This window comes from Streptomyces sp. NPDC091377 (assembly GCF_044757045.1).
In the GTDB taxonomy this organism is placed as follows: Bacteria; Actinomycetota; Actinomycetes; order Streptomycetales; family Streptomycetaceae; genus Streptomyces.
This window is the reverse complement of the sequence record NZ_JBIVUE010000002.1, coordinates 202,543-226,339: the sequence shown is the minus strand read 5'-3', so window position 1 is coordinate 226,339 and position 23,797 is coordinate 202,543. Positions and strand designations below refer to the sequence as shown.

12 protein-coding genes are annotated in these 23,797 nt (G+C 73.8%); 5 read left to right on the top strand and 7 right to left on the bottom strand.

Annotated elements, in window-relative coordinates; all coding sequences use genetic code 11:
- Positions 1 to 22: 22 nt before the first annotated feature.
- From ACIQNG_RS05185 to ACIQNG_RS05170, 4 genes are all read right to left on the bottom strand, one after another.
- Positions 23 to 10,837, bottom strand: coding sequence for an amino acid adenylation domain-containing protein (locus ACIQNG_RS05185; RefSeq protein WP_401482665.1), 10,815 nt, complete (start codon positions 10,835 to 10,837; stop codon positions 23 to 25).
- Positions 10,838 to 10,880: 43 nt separating this feature from the next.
- The gene (locus tag ACIQNG_RS05180) at positions 10,881 to 11,885 is read right to left on the bottom strand and encodes a taurine catabolism dioxygenase TauD (RefSeq protein ID WP_401482664.1); all 1,005 of its coding nucleotides are present in this window, start codon (positions 11,883 to 11,885) and stop codon (positions 10,881 to 10,883) included.
- Between the two features lie 36 nt (positions 11,886 to 11,921).
- Complete coding sequence (locus ACIQNG_RS05175; RefSeq protein WP_401482663.1) at positions 11,922 to 12,677, bottom strand: SDR family NAD(P)-dependent oxidoreductase; 756 nt, start codon at positions 12,675 to 12,677, stop codon at positions 11,922 to 11,924.
- A gap of 178 nt (positions 12,678 to 12,855) precedes the next feature.
- Positions 12,856 to 14,064, bottom strand: a complete 1,209-nt coding sequence (locus ACIQNG_RS05170) for an ATP-binding protein (protein ID WP_401431111.1) — start codon at positions 14,062 to 14,064, stop codon at positions 12,856 to 12,858.
- Positions 14,065 to 15,083: 1,019 nt separating this feature from the next.
- Here ACIQNG_RS05170 and ACIQNG_RS05165 point away from each other — a divergent pair.
- Positions 15,084 to 16,154, top strand: a complete 1,071-nt coding sequence (locus ACIQNG_RS05165) for a serine hydrolase domain-containing protein (RefSeq protein ID WP_401482662.1) — start codon at positions 15,084 to 15,086, stop codon at positions 16,152 to 16,154.
- A gap of 36 nt (positions 16,155 to 16,190) precedes the next feature.
- On the opposite strand, the gene ACIQNG_RS05160 is transcribed toward ACIQNG_RS05165, so the two are convergent.
- The 3 genes from ACIQNG_RS05160 to ACIQNG_RS05150 are packed head-to-tail and all read right to left on the bottom strand — an operon-like array spanning position 16,191 to position 19,832.
- Positions 16,191 to 17,819 (bottom strand): PucR family transcriptional regulator, encoded by a 1,629-nt coding sequence (locus tag ACIQNG_RS05160; RefSeq protein ID WP_401482661.1) that lies wholly within the window; start codon positions 17,817 to 17,819, stop codon positions 16,191 to 16,193.
- A 4-nt stretch (positions 17,820 to 17,823) separates the two neighbouring features.
- Positions 17,824 to 19,185, bottom strand: coding sequence for a sensor histidine kinase (locus ACIQNG_RS05155; RefSeq protein ID WP_401482660.1), 1,362 nt, complete (start codon positions 19,183 to 19,185; stop codon positions 17,824 to 17,826).
- Complete coding sequence (locus tag ACIQNG_RS05150) at positions 19,182 to 19,832, bottom strand: response regulator transcription factor (protein ID WP_401482659.1); 651 nt, start codon at positions 19,830 to 19,832, stop codon at positions 19,182 to 19,184. Before ACIQNG_RS05150 ends, ACIQNG_RS05155 begins: the two co-directional genes overlap by 4 nt.
- A gap of 168 nt (positions 19,833 to 20,000) precedes the next feature.
- On the opposite strand from ACIQNG_RS05150, the gene ACIQNG_RS05145 reads away from it, so the two are divergent.
- From ACIQNG_RS05145 to ACIQNG_RS05130, 4 genes are read left to right on the top strand one after another with little or no spacing between them, the layout of a single operon-like run.
- Positions 20,001 to 20,564, top strand: coding sequence for a hypothetical protein (locus ACIQNG_RS05145; RefSeq protein WP_401482658.1), 564 nt, complete (start codon positions 20,001 to 20,003; stop codon positions 20,562 to 20,564).
- 5 nt (positions 20,565 to 20,569) lie between these two features.
- Positions 20,570 to 21,739, top strand: a complete 1,170-nt coding sequence (locus ACIQNG_RS05140) for a peptidoglycan-binding protein (RefSeq protein ID WP_401482657.1) — start codon at positions 20,570 to 20,572, stop codon at positions 21,737 to 21,739.
- Positions 21,736 to 22,464, top strand: coding sequence for an ABC transporter ATP-binding protein (locus ACIQNG_RS05135; protein WP_401482656.1), 729 nt, complete (start codon positions 21,736 to 21,738; stop codon positions 22,462 to 22,464). The genes ACIQNG_RS05140 and ACIQNG_RS05135 overlap by 4 nt, the downstream gene beginning before the upstream one ends.
- Positions 22,461 to 23,723, top strand: coding sequence for an ABC transporter permease (locus ACIQNG_RS05130; RefSeq protein WP_401482655.1), 1,263 nt, complete (start codon positions 22,461 to 22,463; stop codon positions 23,721 to 23,723). The genes ACIQNG_RS05135 and ACIQNG_RS05130 overlap by 4 nt, the downstream gene beginning before the upstream one ends.
- The last annotated feature ends 74 nt before the right edge of the window (positions 23,724 to 23,797 follow it).

The window sequence follows — 23,797 nt, the reverse complement described above, 5'->3', positions numbered from 1 at the left end:
GGACCGACCGGCCGGTGCCGGGTCAGCCGGAGCGCGGACCGTCGGGCGAGCCGCCCCCGTCGGCGGTCGGGTGGGACAGCGCGGTCCGCAGGATCGGTCCCACCCGGCCCATCACCGCCTCCGTCATCATCGAGCCGTGCTCGGCGTCGACCGTGTGGTGCTCGGCGTCGCGCAGATACGGGCTCCAGGCGGCCTCGGCGGAGCCCAGGTCCTCGACCGAGCGGGCCGCCGCGATGTTCAGCACCCGGCCCCGGTAGCCGTCCGGGGTGGGCGGTCCGAGGACGGCCGAGATCCCGAGCGCCGCGTTGATCAGCGCCTTGCTCTGCCGGTCGCCGAGGACGGCCTGTGCTCCCCCGCTGCTGAGGACCTCGGTGGTGACCCACTCCACGAACTCGTCGGTGGCGTCGCCCGGGAGGATCGCCTTCTCGTACGGCCGGGAGTCGAACATGGCGACGAGGTCGACCTGTCCGCCGGCGGCCTGGATCCGGCCCGCCACCTCGTGGGCGAGGACACCGCCGAGGGACCAGCCCATGAGGAGGTACGGCCCGTCGGGGTGGGTCGAGGTGATCAGGTCGGCGTAGCGCGCGGCCAGTTCACCCATCGACTCCACCGGGCGGTAGCGGCCGTGGCTCTCGGTGGCCTGGATGCCGTAGACGGGCTGTCCGCGGTCCAGGTGGGGCAGGAGCGCGGTGTAGCACCAGGCGAGCCCGCCGATCGGGTGGATGCAGAAGACGGGCCGGCCGTGGCCGGTGTCGCGCCGCAGCTCGATGACGTTCGAGAACGGGTCGCTCGGGGTGTCGTCGAGCTTGGCCGCGAGGGCGGCCGGGGTGGGTGCCTCGAACAGGGTCCTGATGCTGATCTCGGCGCCGAGCAGCGCGCGGACCCGGCTGATGAGCCGGACGGCGAGCAGGGAGTGGCCGCCCCGTTCGAAGAAGGCGTCGTCCGGGCCGATCCGCTCCAGGCCGAGCACCTGGGCGAAGAGCCGGGTGAGGAGCTTGACCCGGGGATCGGGGGCGGGCGGTTCGTCGGGGCCGTGGGTGCCGGGGGCGTCACCGGGGTTCTCGGGTCCGGCCGCCGGGGCGGGGAGGGCCTTGCGGTCCAGCTTGCCGTTCGGGGTCAGCGGCAGCGCGTCGAGGACGACGACCGCGGCCGGGACCATGAACGCGGGGAGCCGGTCGGCGAGGAAGCGGCGTATCTCCGCCGGATCGGTCGGGGGCGCGGGGGTGGCGGGCGCCGCTCCGGTGGCCGGGGCGGCGGGGGTGGCGGGGACCTCTCCGGTGGCCGAGTCCCCAGCGGTGACCGGGACCGCCGCGGTGGTCGGGGCCGCCGCGGTGGTCGGGGGCGCCGCGGTGACCGTCGCCGTCGTCGTCGCGGTCGCGGGGACCGCGTAGGCGATCAGGCGGAGGTCTCCGGGGCGGTCCTCGCGGGCGATCACCGCGGCCTGGCTCACTGCGGGGTGCCCGGTCAGTACGGACGCGACCTCGCCTGGCTCGATCCGGAAGCCGCGGATCTTCACCTGTTCGTCGGTCCGGCCGTGGAACAGCAATTCGCCCTCGCGGGACCAGGACGCGAGGTCTCCCGTGCGGTACATCCGCTCGCCGGGCGCCCCGAACGGATGGGCCACGAAGCGCTCCGCCGTGAGCCCCGGCCGGTTCAGATAGCCGCGGGCCAGTCCGGCGCCCGCGAGGTACAGCTCGCCGGGCACCCCGGGCGGGACCGGGGCCAGCGTCGGATCCAGCACGTACACCCGGGTGTTGGCCAGCGGACGGCCGATCGGCACCGTCGCCGCCGGCGCCCGCGGGTCCAGCCGGTGCAGGGTGGCGCACACGGTGGACTCGGTGGGGCCGTAGGCGTTGACGACCTGTCCGAAGGGGCGGGTCGCCTCGGCGACCTCGCGGGTGCACGCCTCGCCGGCGGTCACCAGGGTCACCCCGGCGGCGTCGGTGTCGAAGTCCGTGCCGAGCAGCACGGCCGGCGGGAGCGTGGCGTGGGTGATGCCGTGGCCCCGGACGAAGTCGGCGAGGGCCGTTCCGGCGGTGCGGTCGGAGTCCGGTGCCACGACCAGGCAGGCGCCGTTGGCCAGCGCCATCCACGTCTCCCACACGGAGGCGTCGAAGCTGACCGGCGCGAACTGCAGCACCCGTGCGTCACCGTCCACCGCGAGGGTCGCCGTCTGGGCGGCCACCATGCTGGGGACGCCCGCGTGGGACACCACCACGCCCTTGGGCCGGCCGGTGGAGCCGGAGGTGTAGATGACGTAGGCGGCGTGGGCGGGCAGCAGCGGCCGGGTGCGGGTGGCGTCGGTGGGATCGTCGGCGGGGCGTCGCCGCAGCGAGCGGGCGAGTGACGGGTCGTCCAGACGCAGGACCGGGATGCCGGGCCCGGCGGGCAGGGTCGGCGCGGTCCCGGCGGTGCTGAGCACGCAGGCCGGTGCGGCGTCGCCGAGGACGAACCGGATGCGGTCGGCGGGGAGGGTGGGGTCGATCGGCAGGTACGCCGCCCCGGTCTTGAGGACAGCCAGCAGGGCGACGGTCAGTCGCTCGGAGCGGGGCAGGGCGAGGGCGACGAGTTGCTCGGGGCCGACGCCGCGGGCGATCAGCTCGTGGGCCAGCCGGTTCGACCGGCGGTTCAGCTCGGCATAGCTGAGTTCCACGTCCTGGAAGACCACGGCCGGGGCGTCGGGGGTCCGGGACACCTGGGCGGCGAACAGGTCGGGCAGTGTCACGTCCGGTACCTGCCGGGCGGTGTCGTTCCAGTCGACCAGGGTCCGCCGCTGTTCCTCGGGGGTGAGCAGGTCGAGTTGCCCGACCCGGGTGTCCGGGGCGGCGGACACCTGGTCGATCAGGCGGACGAGGCGGGCGGCCAGTGCCTCTACCGTGGCCTCGTCGAAGAGATCGGCCCGGTAGCGGATCGAGGCGGTGATCGGCTCCGGCCCACCGTCCCCGGGTCCCGCCGGGTCCGGACCGCCCCCGCCGGGCCGCTGGACATGCTGGAAGACGAAGGACAGGTCGAAGGGGGCCAGACCCGGGCCCACGCCCCGCCAGTCGACCTCAAGTCCCTGGAGAGTCAGCTCCGTCCACTCGCCGGTCTGCATCGAGACGCTGACCTGGAACAGCGGGTTGGCGCCGGGCACGCGCTCCGGGTTGAGGGCCTCGACCAGGGACTCGAACGGCACGTCCTGGTGGGCGAAGGCCGCGAGGTCCGTCTCACGGACCCGGTCCAGCAGTTCCGCGAAGGTCGGGTCGCCCGACACGTCGGTGCGCAGGACCACGGTCTTCGCGAAGAAGCCCACCAGGCCGTCGAGGAGTTCGTCGGGCCGGCCGTAGGTGGCGGTGCCGAGCGGGATGTCCGGGCCCGCGCCCGACCGGGACAGTGTCACCGCGACCGCGGCCTGGAGCGCCATGTAGAGCGTGGAGTCGTGGGCGCGGGCGGCCCGGGCGAGGCGGGCGGCGGCCCGCGGGGGCACCGAGAACCTGACGATGCCGGCCACCGGCGCGGCGCCGGGCCGCCGGGGGCGGTCGAACGGCAGCTGGAGCTGGTCGGGGATGCCGGCGAGGGTCTCCCGCCAGTGGTCGAGCTGCCGGGCGGCCAGGCTGGCCGGGTCGTCCTCGTCGCCGAGCAGCTCGCGCTGCCACAGGGCGTAGTCGGCGTACTGGACCGGCAGCGCGGGCGGGGTGGGCGCGCTGCCGCGCAGCCGGGCCGCGTAGGCGTCGGCCAGGTCGCGCAGCATCGGTTCGAGCGACCACTCGTCGCAGGCGATGTGGTGGACGACCAGCAGCAGCACATGGTCCGTGGGGCCGAGGGTGAACAGGGTGGCGCGCAGGGGGAGTTCGCGGGTGAGCCGGAACGGCTCGTCGGCGGCTGCGGCGAGGGCGTCGTCCAGCGCGGTCCCGTCGCTGGGCACGACGCGCAGGACGGGCCGGGCCGCCGGTCCGGTGAGCACCTGCTGGCGCTGTTCGCCGTTGACGGTGGGGAAGACGGTGCGCAGTATCTCGTGCCGGTCGGCGACATCGGCCAGCGCGGCCCGCAGCGCGTCGTCGTCCACCGGTCCGGACAGGCGCAGGGCCAGGGGGATGTTGTAGGCGACGCCGCCGTCCAGTTCGCTGAGGAACCACAGGCGGCGCTGTTCGAACGAGAGGGGGAGGTGGTCGGGTCGCTCGGCCGCCCGCAGCACCGGGCGGGCCACGTGCCGGTCCCCGAGGCGGCGGACCAGGCGGGCTACCGTGGGGGCCTCGAACAGCGTCCGGACCGTGAGCTGCACGCCGAGGGCCGACCACACGCGGCTGGTCAGTCGCATGGCGAGCAGGGAGTGGCCGCCCAGGTCGAAGAAGTCGTCGTCGATGCCGATCCGCTCGACGCCGAGGATCTCGGCGAACAGGTCGCACAGGACCTGTTCGGGTACGGTGCGCGGGCCTCTGCCGTCGGTCGTGGTGCCGGTGCCGGGGGCGGGGAGCGCCTTGCGGTCGACCTTGCCGGTGATGGTGTGCGGCAGGGTGTCGAGCACCATCAGCGCGGAGGGCACCATGTAGTTCGGCAGGGTCCGCCGTACGAGGTCGGTGACGGTGGCGGCCAGGGTGGTGGTGTCGGCGTCCGGCGTCGGGACGAGGTAGCCGACCAGCCTGCGGTCGCCGGGGCGGTCCTCGCGGACCTCCGCGACGGCCTGGCGTACCGAGGGGTGTCCGGCCAGCGCGGTCTCGACCTCGCCCAGTTCGATCCGGAACCCGCGCAGTTTGACCTGGCTGTCGACGCGGCCGAGGAAGAGCAGCCGTCCGTCCTCGTCCCGTCGTACGAGGTCGCCGGTGCGGTACATCCGGGAGCCGGGGGGCCCGTAGGGGTCGGCGACGAAGCGTTCCGCGGTGAGGCCCGGCCGGTTGACGTAGCAGCGGGCGAGTCCGGCGCCCGCGAGGTACAGCTCGCCGGGGGTGCCGGTGGGCACCGGGCGCAGCCAGCCGTCCAGGACGTGGGCGCGGGTGTGGTCCAGCGGGGTGCCGATGGGCAGGTGGTCGGGGACCGGGTCGGCGCCGGTGAGGGGGGTGTGCGCGGTGGCGAAGGTGGTGGTCTCGGTGGGCCCGTACACGTCGATCACGCTGGTTCCGGGGCAGGCGGCGAGGACCGCGCGGACGGCGTCGGCGGGGACGGCCTCGCCGCCGGTCCACACCTCGCGCAGTCCGGCCAGGGAGGCGGGGGCGTCGGTGGCGATCATCCGGAACAGTCCGGTGGTCATGAACGCGGCGGTGAGGCCGTGCTCGGTGATCGCCCGGCGCAGGGTGGGCGGGTCGAGGTCGCCGGGCGGGATCACGACGACCGTGCCGCCGCGCAGCAGCGGTACCCACAGTTCGTAGGTGGAGGCGTCGAAGGCCAGCGGGGAGTGCAGGGGCAGGCGGTCGTGCGCGCCGCCGTCGAAGCGCTGGTCGAAGGCGAGTGCGACGACGTCCCGGTGGCGGGCGGCGACGCCCTTGGGCCGGCCGGTCGAGCCGGACGTGTAGACCACGTAGAGGAGTCGGTCCGGGTGGATCGGGCGGCCGGGTGCGGGGGCGGGGGGTGGTGCGGGCCGGTCCTCGCCGAGGGTGAGGAGGTGGCCGTCGTGGATCTGCCGTGCGGTGGTCCGCCAGGCGGGGTCGGTGATGAGCACCTCGGCGTCGGCCTCGGTCAGCATCAGCCGCAGCCGTTCCTCGGGGGCCCGCTGGTCCAGGGCCAGGTAGGCGGCGCCCGCCTTGGCCACGGCCAGGACGGTGACGACCGCGTCGACCGAGCGGTCGAGCAGCACTCCGACGCGGTCCTCGGTCCGTACGCCCAGCGCGGTCAGTTCGGCGGCCAGCCGGTCGGAGCGCGTGTCGAGTTCCTGGTACGAGACGCGGGTGTCGGCGCACTCCACCGCGGTCGCGGACGGATCGCGCCGTACCGCGGCGGTGAACAGGTCGACCACGGAGCCGGCCGGGGTGGGGCGGCCGGCGCGGCCGGACTGCCGTCGGACGAGGGCGTGTTCGGCGTCGGAGAGCAGGTCCAGGCGTCCGGTGAGGCGGGTGGGCTCGGTGGCGAAGGTCTCCAGCAGCCGGACGAGGCGGCCGTGCAGGTGCCGGGCGGTGGCTTCGTCGTAGACGTCCTGCCGGTATCCCAGTTCCACGCGCCAGTTCGGGCCGGGGAGGACGGCGAGGCTGAGGGGGTAGTGGACGGTCGGCGGCAGGCGGTCGTCGTCGCGGTCGGTGACGGTGAGTCCGGCCGTCCGGTGCGTCGGGCTGTCGCGGGGCGCGTTCTGGAAGACGGTGGAGGTGTCGAACAGGGCTCTGAGGCCGACGCGTCGCTGGATGGCGGGCAGTCCGATGTGGTGGTACGGGCTGAGCGCGGCCTGCTCGCGCTGGATCCGGGCGAGGAGGGCGTCGAACGGCTGGGCGGGGTCGAGCCCGACCCGTACCGGGATGGTGTTGATGAGGAGGCCGACGATGGACTCGACGCCAGGGATCTCGGCCGGGCGGCCGGAGACGGTGGCGCCGAACACGACGTCCCGCTGCCGGGTGAGGCTCGCCAGGAGCAGCGCCCAGGCTCCCTGGACGACGGTGTTCGGGGTCAGTCCGCGGGCGCGGGCGGTCGTGACGAGCGCCTCGGTCGTGGTGCGGCCGAGTTCGCCCACGACGAGGCCGGGCAGGGCGGGCAGTGAGGCGTCGAGACCGGGGGCGACCAGTGAGGGTTCGGTCAGTCCGGCGAATGCCTCGCCCCAGGCGGCCGGTCCTTCGTCGGGGTCCTGGCGGTCCAGCCAGGACAGGTAGGTGCTGAAGGGGACCGCCTCGGGCAGTGCGCCGGACCCGGCCTCGTACAGGTGCCACAGCTCGGCGAGGACCCGGGTCATGGACCAGCCGTCCCACAGGATGTGATGGCTGGTCAGCAGCAGGAGGTGCCGTTCGGCGGCGAGGCGGACCAGGGTCACTCGCAGCAGCGGGGGGCGCCGTGGGTCGAAGCGTGCCAGTCGGTCCTGGTGGAGCAGGTCGGCGACCCGGGTGCGGCGCTCGTCCTCGGTGAGGTCGGTCAGGTCGACGTCGTGCCAGGGCAGTTCCGCGTGGGCCGGGACGACCTGGACGGTGGCGCCGCTGCGGCGGGTGACGAACCCGGCCCGCAGGCTGGGGTGCCGGTGCAGCAGCCCCGCGAACGCCTCCCGCAGCCGCGGCCCGTCCAGGGCGCCGGTGAGGTCCAGCGGGGACTGGGTGGTGTAGGGGTCGGCGGTGTCGTGGTCGTAGACGGCGTGGAAGAGGAGCCCTTCCTGGAGCGGGGTCACCGGCCAGATCTCGGTGCCCGGGCCGAACCCGTCCAGGAGTTCCGCGCGCTCCTGGGCGCCGACGCCCTCCAGCGGGTCGGTCGGGGCTTCCGGGGCCTGCGGTCCGGGCCCGGCGTCCGGGGCCCGCCGGGCGGTCCGGGCCAGTTCGGCGACCGTCCGGCGTTCGAAGATGTCGCGCGGGGACAGGGGCAGACCGGCGCGGTGGGCGCGGACGGCGAACTGGATCGAGGTGATGGAGTCGCCGCCGAGGGCGAAGAAGTCGTCGTCCACACCGACCTCGGTGACGCCGAGGACGTCGGTGAGCAGCCCGCAGAGCAGTTCCTCGCGCGGGTCGCGCGGCGGGCGGGACGCACCCGAGCCGGTGAACCGCGGGGCGGGCAGGGCCCGCCGGTCCACCTTGCCGGTACGGGTCACCGGCAGCGCGTCCAGGGGCACGAACGCGGCCGGCACCATGTAGTCGGGCAGCCGGGCCGCGGTGTGCGCGCGCAGCGCCGTGACGTCGACGTCGGCGGGCACCACGTAGGCGGCGAGTCGTTTGACGCGTGGCCGGTCCTCGCGGGCCACGACCGCGACCTCGCGCACGTCGGGGTGGGTGCGCAGCACCGCCTCCACCTCCCCCGGCTCGATCCGGAAGCCGCGGATCTTGACCTGGTCGTCGGCGCGGCCGAGGAACTCCAGCTCTCCTTCGCCGGTCCAGCGCACGAGGTCGCCGGTGCGGTACATCCGGGACCCGGGGGGCCCGAACGGGGAGGCGACGAACCGCTCGGCGGTGAGCGCGGCCCGGTTCAGGTAGCCGCGCCCCAGCCCGGGTCCCGCGAGGTACAGCTCGCCCTGGGCCCCGGGCGCCACCGGTCGCAGCGCGCTGTCCAGGACATGGGCGCGGGCGTTGGCGACGGGGCGGCCGATGTGGGTGCGGACGTCTCCGGCGATCCGGCTGAAGGTCGAGTCGACGGTGCACTCGGTGGGGCCGTAGAAGTTGTAGCTCGGCACCTCTGCGGCGGCCAGCTCGGTCCACAGGGCCTCGTCGACGAGGTCGCCGCCGAGGGAGATGAGGTGGGGCCGGTAGCCGGGCCGGTCCAGGAGTCCGGCGGCGAGGAGCTGGGTGGCGAACAGGGGGGTGACGCTCAGCGAGTCGAGAGCGTGCCGGGCCGAGTAGTCGATCAGCGCGGCGGCGTCCTTGCGCACCTCCTCGCCGATCAGGTGCAGTTCGTGCCCGGCGACCATCCGCAGCAGGTCGGCCCAGGCGGCGTCGAAGCCGAAGCCCGACACCAGGGCGACCCGGAGCCGGCGTCCACCGGCCGCCTCGACGGCGGCGTGCATGTAGCCGTCGTTCTGCGCGTGGTACATGTTGACGATGCCGCGCTGGGTGAGCGCGACGCCTTTGGGGCGCCCCGTCGAGCCGGAGGTGTGGATCACGTACGACAGGTGCGACGGCAGCAGCGGGCGGACCCGGTCGGTGTCGGTGGGGTCGTGCGCGGGCAGGTGGGGTCCGATGTCCTCGACCCGCAGCGCGGGCCGTCCCCCGGGCGGGGTGTGGTGCGTGTCCGTGAGGACGAGTGCCGGGTGCGCGTCGGTGAGCAGGGAGGCGATGCGGTCGGCGGGCCAGCCCGGTTCGACGGGCAGGTAGGCGCAGCCGGCCTTGAGGACGCCGAGCCAGGCCACGACGGCGTCGGCGGTCCGCGGCAGCAGCACGGCCACCAGGTCGTCCGGGCCGGCGCCCCGGGCGATCAGGGCGTGGGCGAGGCGGTTGGCGCGCTCGTTGAGCAGGGCGAAGGTCAGCTCCCGGCCGTCCACGACCAGGGCGGTGTCCTGGGGTGTCGCCGCGGCCCGCGCCTCGAAGAGCGGCGGGAGGGTGCCCTCGCAGTCCGCTCCTTCGTCGCCGCTCCAGGTGTCCAGGAGCCGGTGTTCGGCCGCGGTGAGCAGGTCGACGCGCCCGGTGGGCAGGCCCGGGTCGGTGGCGAGCAGGGTGAACAGGCGCTGGGCCCGTCCCATCAGCCGTCGGGCGAAGTCGGCGTCGAACAGCTCCGCCCGGTAGCTGATCTCCAGCCGCAGCCGTTGCCCGGGGAAGACCTCGAAGCTCAGCGGGAAGTGGGTGAAGCCCTGTTCCTCGTCGGCGTCGTGGCCGCTGATCTCCAGGCCCCTCGCCCGGTGCGAGCGGCTGTCGCGCGGGGAGTTCTGGCAGACCGTGGAGGTGTCGAAGAGCCGGCCGTGTCCGGTCCTGCGCTGGACGGCGGGCAGTCCGACGTGGTGGTACGGCGTCAGGGCGACCTGCCGGCGCTGGAGGTCGGCGAGCAGGGCGTCGAGCGGCTGCGCCGGGTCGATCCTGACCCGGACCGGGACGTTGTTGATCAGCAGGCCGACGATGGACTCGACGCCCTGGACGCCGGGCGGGCGGCCGGAGACGGTGGCGCCGAAGACGATGTCCCGCTGTCCGGTGAGGTCCGCGAGCAGCAGCGCCCACACCCCTTGCATCAGGGTGTTGAGGGTGAGGCCGCGGTGCCGTGCCAGGTCGAGCAGGGATGTGGTCAGTTCCTCGCCCAGCTCGTCCACGACCCGCGCGGGCGGCGCGGTCAGCGCGCCGTGCGCGCCGGGTGCGACCAGGGTCGGCTCGGCCAGCCCGGAGAGCGCCTCGTCCCAGGCGGCCAGGCCCTCCTCGGGGTCCTGGCGGTCCAGCCAGGACAGATAGGCGCTGAAGGGCACCGGCTCGGGCAGCGCGCCGGCGCCCTCGTACAGCCGCCACAGCTCGGTGAGGGCGCGGGTGGTGGACCAGCCGTCCCACAGGAGGTGATGGCTGGTCAGCAGGAGCAGATGGCGGCTGTCGGCGAGGTGGATCAGGGTGACCCGCATCAGGGGCGGCCGTTCCGGGTCGAACCGTGCCAGCCGGTCCTGGTGGAGCAGGTCGGCGACCCGGGTGCGGCGCTCGTCCTCGGTGAGGTCGGTCAGGTCCACCTCGTGCCAGGGCGGTTCCGCGTGGGCCGGGACGACCTGGACGGTGGCGCCGCTGCGGCGGGTGACGAACCCGGCCCGCAGGCTGGGGTGCCGCAGCAGGAGCCCCGCGAACGCCTCCCGCAGCCGCGGCCCGTCCAGCGCGCCGGTCACCAGCAGCGGTCGTTGCATCAGATAGGGGTCGGTGTGGTCCCGGTCGTAGACGGCGTGGAAGAGCAGCCCCTCCTGGAGCGGGGTCACCTGCCAGACCTCGGCCCCCGGGCCGAACCCGCCGAGCAGTTCCGCCCGCTCCTGGGGGTCCGCGTCCGCCAGCGGATCCGTCACCCGCGCCGGCCCGTCCCCCTCGGCCGTGCTCTCGCGCGCGGCGAGCGCGAGCTCCGCGACCGTCCGCAGCTCGAAGACATCGCGGTACTCCAGGTGGAGCCCGGCCCGGTGGGCGCCGGCCAGCAGCTTGATCGACGCGACCGAGTCGCCGCCCAGCTCGAAGAAGTCGTCGTCGACCCCGACCTCGGCACGTCCGAGGACCTCCGCGAACAGGCCCCGGAGCAGGGACTCGTACGCCTGGAGCGGCTGCTGCGGGACGGCGGACCCCGATGGTTCGGCGATACGGCTGGCCTGGTTCATCTCGTCCCTTTCCCGGGGCGGCGGTGGACTGGGGATCCGGTCGTCAGAGCCGTACGCGGTCGAGCGGCTCGGCCCCGTGCGCGGCGGACCTGCCGCTGACGATGACCTTGCGCAGCCAGCGGTCGGTGCCGTCGTGCCGTGCGGTGAAGGAGTCCCGCCCGTGTACGACGCCGGTGTTGTCGAGGATCAGCAGGGAACCGGCGTGGGCGACCAACGGCCGCCGCACGCGGGCCAGTTCGGCCAGCAGCGCGTCCAGTGCGCGCTGTGCCTGCGGGTCGTCGCCGCAGCAGCGCATGAACGGGGTGTCCAGCCGGATCCGGGGATGGGCCGGGTCGCCGAAGAGCACCGGGACGGGCCGCGGCCGGTCGCGCATCTCGATGGCCCGCAGCAGCGCCGGATCACCCGGGGCCCGCAGCTCCAGCTGCCGGATGTGCTCGTCGTCCGGGAGGATGTGGAACCGGCTCTCCGACAGCACCCGCAGTGCGGTGGCACCGAGCCGTACGTCGCGCAGCGCGGCGACGAACGTGGGTACGGCGTCGGGGTTGCGGATGCCGAGCAGCAGCAGGTGGTCGGGCGAGTCGGGGCGGAACGCGTCGTCGGTGTGGAACGTCAGGAACTTCTCGCTGCCGTGTCCGCTCTCGCGCCGCTCGTCGCCCTTGATGGGGAAGATGTCCTGGACGAGACGCCCGTACTGGAGAGTCGCCCAGGCGAACGGCTCGCCCAGTGTCGAGGCGCACATCGCCAGGTAGATGTCCGGCCCGAGGGTCGTGTCACAGCCCTCGGGGCGCTCCCAGTGCCGGGGCGTCGGCCCGACGGCCGTGTCGTCGACCGGGAAGCCGTTCACCACACAGGCGGCGGACGACGGGTCGTCGCGGAAGTCCGCGAGGAAGCGGCGCAGCCCGTCGGGCAGCAGTTCGTGGCAGCCGCGGTACTTCTCGTAGAAGGCGGGCTCGATCGGTGACAGCCCGCTCGCGCTCACCTCGTCCAGCGTGGCCCGCAGAGCGTCGGCCTCGTCGCCGCTCAGCGTGTACTCGTCGGTGCCCACCATGGTTGCCTGGCCCTTCCTCGATCGCGGGGGACTCACTTACCGACGACCCGGCCGTTCGGAGATCGCCGTACCGAACTCGGACGTCAGAGGGCCGGTGATCTCGCCGCCGTCGATGACGAGTTCCTGACCGGTGATGAACCGCGCCTGGTCCGAGGCGAGGTAGTGGAACGCCTCGGCGATCTCCTCCGGCTGTGCGTGGCGTCCGGCCGGAATACGCGCGTTGACGTCGTCCAGCATCCGCGGGGTGTACTCGGCCTGCTGCATCGGCGTCAGCACGGCGCCCGGCGAGACACACGCCACCCGGACGGCCGGGCTCAGCTCCATCGCGAAGGTGCGGCAGAGCGCGGTGATCCCCGCCTTGGTGGCGTTGTAGTCGGCGTAGTGGGCGAAGCCGCGGTGGGCGTTGACGGAGGCGGTGGCCAGGAGCACTCCCGCGCCCCGGTCCACCATGTGACGCGCCGCGGCCCGCCACAGGCCGAGCACGCCCAGCAGATTGACGTCCACGACACGGCGGGCGTCCTCGAAGGTGATGTCGAGGACGCCGCGGCGGATGCTGATGCCCGCGTTCGCGATGACGACGTCGATCCGGCCGTGCGTGTCGTGCACCTGGGCGACGGACCGTTCCACGGCGGACCAGTCGGCGACGTCGGCCGCCAGCCAGGTGACATTGCCGACCGTCGTCTCCGGCGGTTTCACGTCCAGGTTGTAGACCTGGTCGCCGGACCGGGCGAATCGCTCCGCGGCGGCGCATCCGATTCCGCTCGACGCGCCGGACACCACAACGATGCGCATGACCGTGCTCCATCCTGATGATTGCCTGGCCCCGCTTCATCGTCGTCGGCGGCAGCGCGTCGTTACAGGCAGAACCCCGGCTATTCGACTGTGCGCCCGGCAGGATGGGCAGCGGCGGCAATGCGGCAGGCAAGGGGCAGGCAACCGGGAGCGGTCGGCGCCACCCGGCGCCGGGTCACTACGGCGTCGGCGAGCCGTGCGCGTGCGCCGCCGCGTCCGCGAGATACGCCTTGAGGTGGCGCAGCATGCGGTATTCGTAGCTCCGGCCGCGGTTGACCTGGAGCAGCGAGGCGTCGGCCAGATCGGCCAGCAGGTCCATGGTCTCCGGCGTCGTGAACTCGTCCTCGACGGTGCCCTGGGCGTCGAAGGAGACACTCTCGGGGCGCTGCGCCAGCCGGATCAGCACCTCCTGGTGCCGTTCGCCGAGCAGATCGAGGCTCCAGCGCAGGCTGTCCTGGACACTGCGCTGGTGCGGCAGTGCGGAGGAGTCCGTGGAGCCGAGCAGTTTCATGCCGTACTGGCGGGACAGCAGGGTGGACAGCGGCGCGGTCCGCAGCCGGTGGGCGGCGAACTCCAGTAACTGCGGCAGACAGTCCAGCCGCCAGGCGAGTTCGGTGAGCCGTGGCAGGTCGTCGGAGAGGTCCAGGGTCGGGCAGCTCATCCGTACCCGGTCGGTCAGCAGTTGCACCGCGGCCTCGCCGGACAGCAGTCCCAGTTCCCGGATCCGGGCGCCGTAGAGGGGATCCGCGCGGCGGGAGGTGATCAGCATGTGCAGCGTCGGGTGGTCGTCGAGAAGGCGCTTGACCAGCACGGGCATGGTGGACGCCAGATGTTCCGTGTTGTCGAGGACGAGCAGCATGCCCAGTCCGTCGGGCCCGTCCTCGCCGGTCAGCAGGCCGTGCACCGCCTCCAGCGCGTACTTCACCGCCGACTCGGCGTCCAGGTCCTGCTCCCGGGGCACCCAGCCCATCTCCACCACGGCCACGCCGTCGGAGAACCGCGGGCCGACGCTCTCCGCCGCCGCCAGCGCGACCCGCGACTTGCCGACCCCGCCCGGGCCGGTCACCATCACGACCTGGTTGGCGAGGACGAGTTCGCCCACCTCCCGTACGTCGTCCTCACGTCCGACCAGTGAGGTGTGCGGGGGTCTGGGCCCGCGCCACGCTCCCGTTCCCAGCCGTATCTCGTCCACGGTGGCTCTGCGCAGATGTTTCTGCTCGGGGTCGAGCACCGCGAGCAACAGGTCGACCGACTTGCGCCGGGGCCGCTCGATCAGTCCGCATTCGACGTTGCGGATGGTCCGAACGCTGACACCGGACCGGTGCGACAGTTCCTCCTGGGTCAGGCCCCGCTGGATCCGCAGGTGCCGGAGTGCCTCTCTGTTCAAGGTCTGATCAACCCTTCTAGGCCCGGGCGCGCACATGCCCTGTTCGATCGGAACGGACACGTACGGTGCTGATGGATGGACGGACGGTGGTGACGGGTGGACGTGCGGTGGTTCGGCGGTTCGGTTGGTTGCTGTATGCCGAGAACGTTCTGATGAACGGGGCTCGCGGCGGGGCCGATCGGTCGGTGTGCGACCGTCCGGAGCTAGGCCGAGCGACAGTGCGCGGGGGCGCGCTCCGGGCGGACGGCCGCTGCCGGCCGGCGATCAGATGGCTTCATCACCGCGTCCCCCTGATGGCTCGACGTGCCCCGCCTGGATCCGGCATTTCATCGGCCGTCAAGGGCCATGCGCCGGGGGATCGACAGCCTCCGCCCGACGGGCTGCGCAAGGTGCACCGGGCGCGCTGTCGGCGCCGTGAGGTGATCAGCGACGCACCGAATCCTTGAGCACCGATGCACGTCTGTCAACGATTGTTGAAGCGTATTCGGCAACGGCGGGCCGCCGGACGGACGCGGGAGCCGCCGCCCGCCTGCTCCACCAGAGTCCCAACCCTCCTAGGGGGGCGATTTCTCGCCGTTTTTCCGTTGCATCGGCGGCTGTTGGACGAGAGCACAAAGGCCGTGCCGCATCCCTGGACAGCTGACGCATGCCCCGGGCGGGACCGCACCCGATGCTGGGGAGGAACCGGATCACCGGTCCGTGACCTCGTGGAACCAGTGGGTCGAGTGGGACCGGGGCGACACGTGCGACGAGCGGAGGAAGGGGACGCGATGCGTCGTAGGAGTGGTGGGGGCGATGGGAGTCATGGGAATGACGGGAGTGACGGGAATGACGGGGGCGCTGGGGGGAGTGGGGGCCATGAGTGTGGTGTGGGCCGTGGGCGTGGCGTGGGCAGTGGGCGTGGTGCGGGCGACGGGAGTCGTGCGGGCCATGAGAGTGGTGCGGGCGACGGGAGTCGTGCGGGCCGTGGGCGTCGTGGGAGTCGGCGGACAAGTGCCGTCGCCGCGTTCTGTCTCGCGGTGCCGCTGCTGACCGCCCCGGTCGCCTCGGCCGGTGCGCCGGGATGTGACACGAAGCCGTTCCGGACGGCCCTGGCGGAGTTGGGCACGGCCGGCGCCTCGGGTGTCAGCGTGACGGTGAAGAGTCCGCGCTGCGGGGTGCTGAGCGCTGGTGTGGGGCTCGCCGACCTCCGGACGGGCCGGGCGGTCGTCGGGGACGAGCACAGCCGGATCGCCAGCAACACCAAGACCTGGGTGGCCACGGTCGTGCTGCAACTCGTCGGCGAGGGAAGGCTCCGGCTCGACGACACCGTGGACCGTCATCTGCCCGGTCTGATCCGGACCGAGCACTACGACGGCCGTACGATCACCGTCCGGCAACTGCTCCAGCACACCAGCGGTCTGCCCGACTACCTGGAGGCGCCGTTCTGGGAGGACGAGACCGCGCACCGCTGGGACCACATCGAGCCGCTGGAGACGGTGCGACAGGCGCTGACCCTGCCCCCGCCCACGGACAAGCCGTTCTCCTACTCCAACACCAACACCAACCTGGTCGGTCTGATCGTCGCCGAGGTGACCGGGCGGGACATCGGCACGGAGATCAGGCAGCGGATCGTCAAGCCGCTCGGGCTGCGCGGCACCTCCTGGCCCGGGGACCGGACCACACTGCCCGAACCGGACCTGCGCGGCTATGTGCAGCGGGACGGGAAGGTGCTGGACTGGACGGAGTGGAACGTCTCCGCGGCGGACGCGTCGGGCGCGCTGGTGTCCACCGGTGCCGACGTCACCGTCTTCTGGTCCGCGCTGATGAGCGGGAAGCTGCTGGCCCCCGCCCAGTTGGCCGAGATGAAGCGGACCGTTCCCGACCCCACCGTGCCGGACGGGCGCTACGGCCTCGGGGTCGAGCGCTATGCGCCGTCTCCGGGTCTGGTCACCTGGGGCCACGGCGGCTTCATGGAGACCGGGCACAAGCTCAGGAACGCGGTCACCGGGGACGGCCGGCGGGCCGTGACCCTGCTGATCGGCTCGGAGGAGTTCGACGAGGACAAGGTCGACGCCACCCTGCGCACCCTGATCCGCGACCTCCGCTGACGGCCCCGGCCTCGGCGACCGGTCCGGCCGCCCCCGTCACCCGGCCAGTACCCTCAACTGAAGCCAGAGGACGAGCCGTTCGTCGGGGTCCGCCAGGTCGATGCCGAGCTGACGGCCGACCTGCTTCAGCCGGTAGCGGCAGGTGTTGGGGTGGACCGACAGCGCGCGGGCCGCCCGCGTCACATCGCAGCCCGCGTCGAACCAGGCCATGAGGGTGCGGGCGTAGTCGGTGCCGTGGTCGGCGTCGGCCGCCAGCACCAGCCGCCAGGCGCCCGCTCTCCACTCCCGCCGTACCCGCATCACATCGGAGAGCCGCAGCAGGGTCGCCCGGGGACGCACCTCGTCCACCGTGGCCACCGGCAGGGAGTCGTCCAGCAACCGCAGGACGAGATCCGCGTCGGCCCGGGAGTCGGCCACCCCACCGAGGTCCGGCACCAACTCGCCGAGCCCGGCCCGCACCGGCACCCGCAGCGCCCGCCCGGCGCTCCGCACGATGTCCTCCGCCCACCGCCGGTGCCGCCGGTCGACCGCCTCCCGCTCCGACGGAGCCGACAGAGCCGACGGAGCCGACGGAGCCGACGGCCCGGGCTGCCGGCCGCAGCGCTCCCCGGGCTGCTCCCCGGGCCGCTCCCCGGGGGCGGGCAGCAGCGCGTACACCACCGTGCCCAGGAGCACACAGGCCGGCCATCCGTACCGGGCCTCGCACTGGAGCCTTACGACGTCCAGCAGCCGGAGCCTGGTCCGCTCGGCGTCCGGCACGCTCGCCGCAGAGTCGAGGACGAACGCGGCGACCCGGACCGCGCCCCCGCCGAATCGGTACGCCGCCGTGGTGAGGTCCGCGGCCCCCTCCAGCAGCCGGCGTACCAACGCGGTGTCCTGGTCGTGGGCGAGACCGCGGGCCACCCGGGCGCGCAGCAGGAGCAGGGCCGCCGTGGACGCGCCCTGCGCGAGGCTCCGCTCGGCGTCCGGGGCGAGGGCGCCGCCGTCCACCACCCAGATCGAGCCGAGGGTCTCACCGCCGGCCCGCACCGCGACGGCCAGCCGCGGCAGGTCCGCGGCGGTGAGCGGGGGCAGCCGCAGGGGGCCGGGCGCGGCGTGCACCAGCCGGATCTGGTCCGCGTTGGCGACACCGTCCGGTACCTGGAGGCCGAGGATGCCCTGGCGGCGGTCCTCGTCGACCGGCTGGCCGGGCACGGTGGAGTAGGCCAGGATCCGCTGGTGCGGGTCCTCCACGGCGGTCGCTCCCCCGGTCGCCGTGGCGATCGCGTCGGCCAGCGCGAACAGGTCCGCGCGCCCGCCGTCCTCGGCGGACGGGGCGCCGAGCGCGGAGGCCAGCATCAGATGGGCCTGGTGCCAGGGCACGTCCTCGCCGAGCGTCAGGAGGGCCACACCGAGCGACTCGGCCTCGTCCACCGGTCCGTCCGGGCCGCGCACCACGACCCCGGTCATCCCGGCCTTCGCCGCGGCCCGTACGAGGGGACCGGCTTCGGCCGCCCGGACGCCGACCGCGAGCAGCAGGGCCCCGGGGGCGTACGGCAGCGGGGCGTGGGGGTCGTGGAGGAGCACCCCGGTGACCGGGGTGGCCGGCCCGGCGGGTGCGGTGCGCAGCCGCAGGGCGGTGCCGCCGACGGCGTCGGTCAGGGCGCGGAGCGTGAGGCCGTCCATCGGCTCAGGTGCGGTGGGCGGGGAGTTCGGCGCGGACGGTGAGGCCGCCGCCGGTGGGGTTCGGGTGGACGGTGAGGTCGCCGCGGTGGGTGTCGGTGACGGTGCGGGCGACGGTGAGGCCGAGGCCGGATCCGGCGCGGTGGGGGTGGGTGCCCCGGTGGAAGGGTTCGAGGAGCGCCGGGATGTCGGGGGCGGCGACGGTGGGTCCGGTGTTGCGCACCTCGATCCAGCACCGGCCCGCCGCCGCGCCGGTGGTGATGTGGACGGTACCGCCGGGGTGGTTGTGCCGGACGGCGTTGACCACGAAGTTGAGGGCGAGTTGTTCGAGGAGGGTGGCGTCGCCCGCGGTCGGGGCGGGGCCCAGGTCGGTGTGGAGGGTCACCTTCAGCTCCTCGGCCTCCTCACGGACGTCGGCGAGGGCGGTACGGACGTGATCGGCGAGGTCGCCGCCCCCGGTGCGGGCCGCCTCGGTGCCCCGGGCGTGGGCGAGGCCGCTCTCGCCGCGGGCCAGGGCGAGGAGGGAGGCGATGAGGCGTTCGCTGCGGTCGACGGAGGCCAGGGCGCGGCGCAGCGCGGGTGCGAGGTCGTCGGGCACCCGGCGCTGGGCGAGGGGGATCTCCAGGGCGGTGCGGGTGAGGGTGAGGGGGGTGCGCAGTTCGTGCGAGGCGAGGGCGATGAAGTCGCGTTGGGCGGCGAAGGAGCGTTCCAGGCGTTCGAGCATGGCGTCGAAGGTGTCGCCGAGTTCCCTGACCTCGTCGTGGGGGCCGGTCAGGGCCAGACGGTCGTGGAGGTTGGTGTCGCCGATGTGCCGGGCGGCTTCCGCGACCTGGGTGACGCGGATGAGGGAGCGGCGGGCGATCCACCATCCGGCGAGCAGGGACAGGGCGGCGACGACCACGATGAGGAGCACGGAGCGGGCGAGCAGTTCGCGCATGACGGTGTCCCGGAACTCCTCGAAGAGTGCGCCGGGGACGGTGGGCCAGGGTTCGGTCAGCGGGTGTGACGGCGAGGGCGCGGGGTCGGTGGCCGGGGGCGCCGACGGGGACTCGGCGGGGAGGGTCGGGGACACGGCGAGCAGGGAGCGGTTGGCGTCGAGGAGATCGCGGACGCTGTGCCAGTTGAGGGCGAGCAGGGCGAGGCCACCGACGGTGAGGGCGGTGGAGTTGGAGAGCGCGAGGCGGGCACCGACGGTGAGCCGACCTCTACGGTCACCCCGGTCACCCCGGTCACCCCGGACACGCCGGCCACCCCGGACACGCGCGTCAGCGCCGCCGTCCCCGTCACCGCCACCGTCCCGGCCACGCCGGCCACCCCGAACACGCCCGTCACCGCCGCCGTCCCCGTCGCCGCCTCCCCGGCGGATCACAGCCGGTACCCGAACCCGGGAACCGTCTCGATGAGCGGCGGGGCGCCCAGTTTGCGGCGCAGTTGGTGGACGGTGACCTTCACGGTGCTGCGGGACCGGGGCGGGCTCTCCCAGACGGCGTCCAGGAGTTCGCCGGGGCTGAGGATGCCGCCGTCGGCTTCGAGGAGGACTTCCAGGGTGCCGAACTCCTTGGGGGTCAGGGCCAGGAGGCGGCCGTCGCGCTCGGCCAGGCGCCGGACGGTGTCGAGCCGGACACCGTGGCGTTCCAGGACGGTGGGGGCTCCGGAGGGGCCGCGGCGGGCCAGCGCCCGCAGTCGGGCGACGAGTTCCAGGTAGGAGAAGGGCTTGGACAGGTAGTCGTCGGCGCCCTGGCCGAGGCCGTCGACAATGTCGCTGAGGGTGCCGGCCGCCGTGAGCATGAGGATGCGGGCCGGGTAGCCGCCGGCGGCGAGGGTGCGGCAGACGGCGTCACCGCTCATCACGGGCAGATCCCGGTCGAGGACGATCACGTGGTAGTCGTTCGCCGCGGTCCGCTGGAGCGCGGTCGCCCCGTCGTGGGCGGTGTCGGCGGTCATGCCCTCGCCGCGCAGGCCCTCCGCGATCATCTCGGCCAGTTCCGTCTCGTCCTCCACCACCAGTACCCGCATGGGTCCCGCTCCTGTCCCTAGAGGTGTGCGCCGCGTGCCCGCCCATCGTGAACGGGCCGTGGTTGGGCGGGGGTCGGCTCGCCATGACCGGCGCATGACCCGGGGGCCCGTATCCCTTATGACGGCCGGGACGCCGCTGGGGTGCACCGGGCAGAAGGAGGATCTGTGATGGCTCGTACGACCGTCCGTCTGACAGGGATGCTGCTCGCCGTCTGCTCCGCCGTGGCGCTGTCCGCGTGCTCGTCGGGGGGCGGGAACGCGCCGGACGTCGCCGGTGGTGAGGGGTCGGTGAAGCCCCAGGACGACGGGGCGATCCGGCAGGCGTGGGTGCGGTGCATGCAGGACGAGGGGCAGACCGAGGTACAACTGGGCGAGGACGGGCGGATCCAGATGCCCATGGGGCAGACCGAGGAGGGCGCCGGGGCGGGGGCCGGGAGCGATCCGCTGGCGAAGGCCATGGAGACCTGCAACAAGAAGGTGCCGGGCCTCAAGCAGCTCCAGGACAGCGCGATCCCGCCCGAGATCGTCGAGGAGGCGCGCGGCCTGGTCACCTGCCTGCGCGAGAACGGTCTCACGGTCAAGCAGGTGCCCGACCCGGACCCGAAGTACAAGGGCAATGTCGCCATCGCGCCCGACGTCGACGACAAGGTGTTCCAGAAGGCGTACGCCATCTGTTCCAAGGACTACCCGAACGTCGGTGTCACCTCCACGGTCCTTCCGGACGGGCAGTGACCACGATGACGACGGAGCACACCGAGCCCCTCTCCCCCGCCGGGGAGGGCGGGCCACGTGACCGGCGCAGGCGCTCACGGACCCTGCGCCGTACCGTGATCGGCGCCGCCGTGGCCGCCGCGGTCACCGCGGGTGTCCTGGTGGTGGCCGGGCCCCCTTGGAGCGGTGACCGGCAGGAGCCCGCGGAGCGGGCCGAGCAGTTGGGCACGGCCGCGGTGCGGCGGGCCTCGCTGTCCTCCGGCATGACCCTGACCGGGCGGATCGGGTACGGCGACCCGGTCGAGGTCACCGCGCAGGGCCAGGGCACCTTCACCCGGCTGCCCGCGGCCGGGGACGATGTCGCGGCCGGGCAGCGGCTCTACGAGATCGACGGCGAGCCCGTCGTGCTGTTCACCGGGGACCGCCCGTTCTGGCGGGAGCTGGCCAAGGGGGTGGACGACGGCGCCGACGTGGAGCAGCTCAAGCGCAATCTGGTGGACCTCGGTCACGCGGCCGAACTGGGGCTGGCCGTGGACGAGGAGTTCACCGACGGCACCGTCGTCGCGGTCAAGCGCTGGCAGAAGGCCCTGGGGGTGCGGCAGACGGGGAAGGTCGAGCTGGGCCGTGCCGTGGTGCTGCCGCAGCGCGAGGTCCGGGTGCAGGAGGTGACCGCGACGCCCGGTTCGGCGGTGGGCGCCGGTGCGGTGCTGGAGGTGACGGGTCCGGAACTGGCCGCGACCGTCCGGCCGGAGGACGAGCAGTTGCCGCAGTTCGCCCCCGGTTCGCGGGTCACCGTCGCCCTCGCCACCGGTGGCACCACCAAGGGCACCGTCCGCAGCATCACCCGGCCGCCCCCCGGCGAGGAGGGGGCCGGCGGTGGGCAGGGCGGGGCGGAGGGCGACGACAAGGCGACCGTCACCCTGGACCTGGCCGACCAGGGCGCCGCCCGCAAGGCCCTGCGGGCGGCCCGCCCCGCCGTCTCCGTCACCGTCAGCGACCGCACCGCCGAGGATGTGCTCACCGTCCCCGTCACCGCGCTGCTGGCCCTCGCCGACGGCGGTTACGGCCTCCGGGTGCGGCGGCCCGGCGTGTCCTCCCCCGCGTTGGTCCCGGTCGAGGTGGGGCTGGTCGCCGACGCCCGCGCCGAGGTCTCCGGGAAGATCCGCGAGGGCGACAAGGTCGTGGTGCCCTCGTGATCCCCTCCCCCGGCTCGGCCCCACCGCCCGTGCTGCGCCTGGAGAAGGTCGTCAAGGAGTACGACGGTTCCCCGCCGCTGCGGATCCTGCACGGCATCGACCTCACCGTCCGTCCCGGCGAACTCGTCGCGGTCGTCGGCCCCTCCGGCTCCGGCAAGTCCACCCTGCTCGCTCTCCTGGGCACCCTGGACCGCCCCACGTCCGGGGCGCTGAGCCTCCAGGGGCACGACGTGGGCGCCCTGGCGGAGCGTCAGGTCTCCGCACTGCGCGCGCACCGCATCGGCTTCGTCTTCCAGCAGTTCTTCCTGCTGCCCGGACTGACCTGTGTCGAGAACGTCGCCACCGGCCTGCTCTACACCGGGCACAGCGTCCGCCGCCGCGGGATCCGCGCCCGGGAGGTGCTGCGTCAGGTGGGCCTCGGCCATCGACTGGGCCATCGGCCCGACCAGCTCTCCGGCGGTGAGAAGCAGCGCGTCGCCATCGCCCGCGCCTTGGCCGGACGGCCCGCCCTGCTGCTGGCCGACGAACCGACCGGGGCGCTGGACACCGTCTCCGGGACCGCGGTCGTCGATCTGCTGCGCGGTCTCAACGCCGACGGCACCACCGTCGTCGTCATCACCCACGACCGCGAACTGGCCGCCTCCTTCCCCCGCCGGATCGGCCTCCAGGACGGCCGTATCGCCTTCGACGACACCACCGAGACCCCGGTCAGGACACCCGTATGAGCCGCTCGCAGAAGTCCCGTACGAGCCGTGGCGGCGTCCCGTCCGCCGGGGACACCGCGGTGCCCCGACCGTCCCGCCTCGGCCCCGCCGACCTGCTGCGCGTCGGTCTCATCGGTCCCCGCACCCGCAGACTCCGCTCGGCCCTGTCCGCGCTCGGGATCGCGCTGGGGATCGCCGCGGTCGTCGCCGTCACCGGGATCTCCGCCTCCAACCAGCAGCACCTCCTGGACCGGCTCGACCGGCTCGGCAGCAATCTGATCACCGTCGGCCCCGGAAAGGACGCCCTGGACGAGATCGTCCCGCTGCCCGAGGAGGCACCCGTCATGCTGGGCGCCATCGCGCCGGTGGAGAAGGCGAGCGCCACCGGCGCCACCAAGGCCGGCATCTACCGCAGCGACCTGGTCCCGGCCGAGCAGACCGGCAGTCTCACCGTGCTCTCCGCCCGCCTCGACCTGCTCGACACCCTGCGCGGCACCCTGCGTTCGGGGCGCTGGCTGGACACCGCGTCGCAGAAGCTCCCCGTCACGGTCCTCGGCGACGCCGCGGCCCAGCGCCTCGGCGTCACCGCACCCGGGGAGAAGGTGTGGGTCGCCGGGAAGGGGGTGCCCGGTCAGTGGTACGCCGTCCTCGGCGTCCTGCGGCCCAACGAACTCGTCCCCGAGATCGACAGCGCCGCCTTCGTCGGCGGCCCCCGGGCCCGGAAGCACCTGGGTGGCGACGGCACCCCCGCCACCGTCTACGTACGGGTCCACCCCGACCGGGTCGCCGACGTCCAGGCCGTGGCCGCCGCGACCGCCCATCCCGCGAACCCCGGCATGGTCGCCGTCTCCCGCCCCTCCGACCTGCTCAAGGCCCGCAGCGCGACCAAGGACAGCCTGACGGGCCTCGTCCTCACCCTCGCCGGGGTCGCCCTGCTGGTCGGCGGCCTCGGCATCGCCAACACGATGGTCGTCGGGGTCATGGAACGCCAGGGGGAGGTCGGCCTGCGCCGCGCGCTCGGCGCACGTCAGGGGCAGATAGCCGCCCAGTTCCTGGTCGAGGCCGTCCTGCTGGGCCTCCTCGGCGGACTCGTCGGGGCGGCCCTCGGCTCCCTCACCGTCCACGGTTACGCCACCGCGCAGGACTGGCCGACCGTCATCCCCGCCGTCTGGGCGGTCGCGGGCCCCGCCATGGCCGTGGTCGTCGGCACCACCGCCGGCCTCTACCCCGCCCTGCGCGCCGGACGGATGCCCCCCACCACCGCCCTGCGCGGGGCATGACTCCTGGCAGCTCCGCGACCTCGTCCTTCCGCGCGAGGGTGGTGTCGCGGAGCCGCCGTGATGACGTGCGGCGG

Coding starts and splice junctions, on each gene's coding strand:
- ACIQNG_RS05180 (WP_401482664.1), bottom strand. CDS start 11,885: ATGGTGGGCACCGACGAGTACACGCTGAGCGGCGACGAGGCCGACGCT.
- ACIQNG_RS05150 (WP_401482659.1), bottom strand. CDS start 19,832: ATGCGGGTACTGGTGGTGGAGGACGAGACGGAACTGGCCGAGATGATC.
- ACIQNG_RS05145 (WP_401482658.1), top strand. CDS start 20,001: ATGGCTCGTACGACCGTCCGTCTGACAGGGATGCTGCTCGCCGTCTGC.
- ACIQNG_RS05185 (WP_401482665.1), bottom strand. CDS start 10,837: ATGAACCAGGCCAGCCGTATCGCCGAACCATCGGGGTCCGCCGTCCCG.
- ACIQNG_RS05175 (WP_401482663.1), bottom strand. CDS start 12,677: ATGCGCATCGTTGTGGTGTCCGGCGCGTCGAGCGGAATCGGATGCGCC.
- ACIQNG_RS05130 (WP_401482655.1), top strand. CDS start 22,461: ATGAGCCGCTCGCAGAAGTCCCGTACGAGCCGTGGCGGCGTCCCGTCC.
- ACIQNG_RS05160 (WP_401482661.1), bottom strand. CDS start 17,819: ATGGACGGCCTCACGCTCCGCGCCCTGACCGACGCCGTCGGCGGCACC.
- ACIQNG_RS05140 (WP_401482657.1), top strand. CDS start 20,570: ATGACGACGGAGCACACCGAGCCCCTCTCCCCCGCCGGGGAGGGCGGG.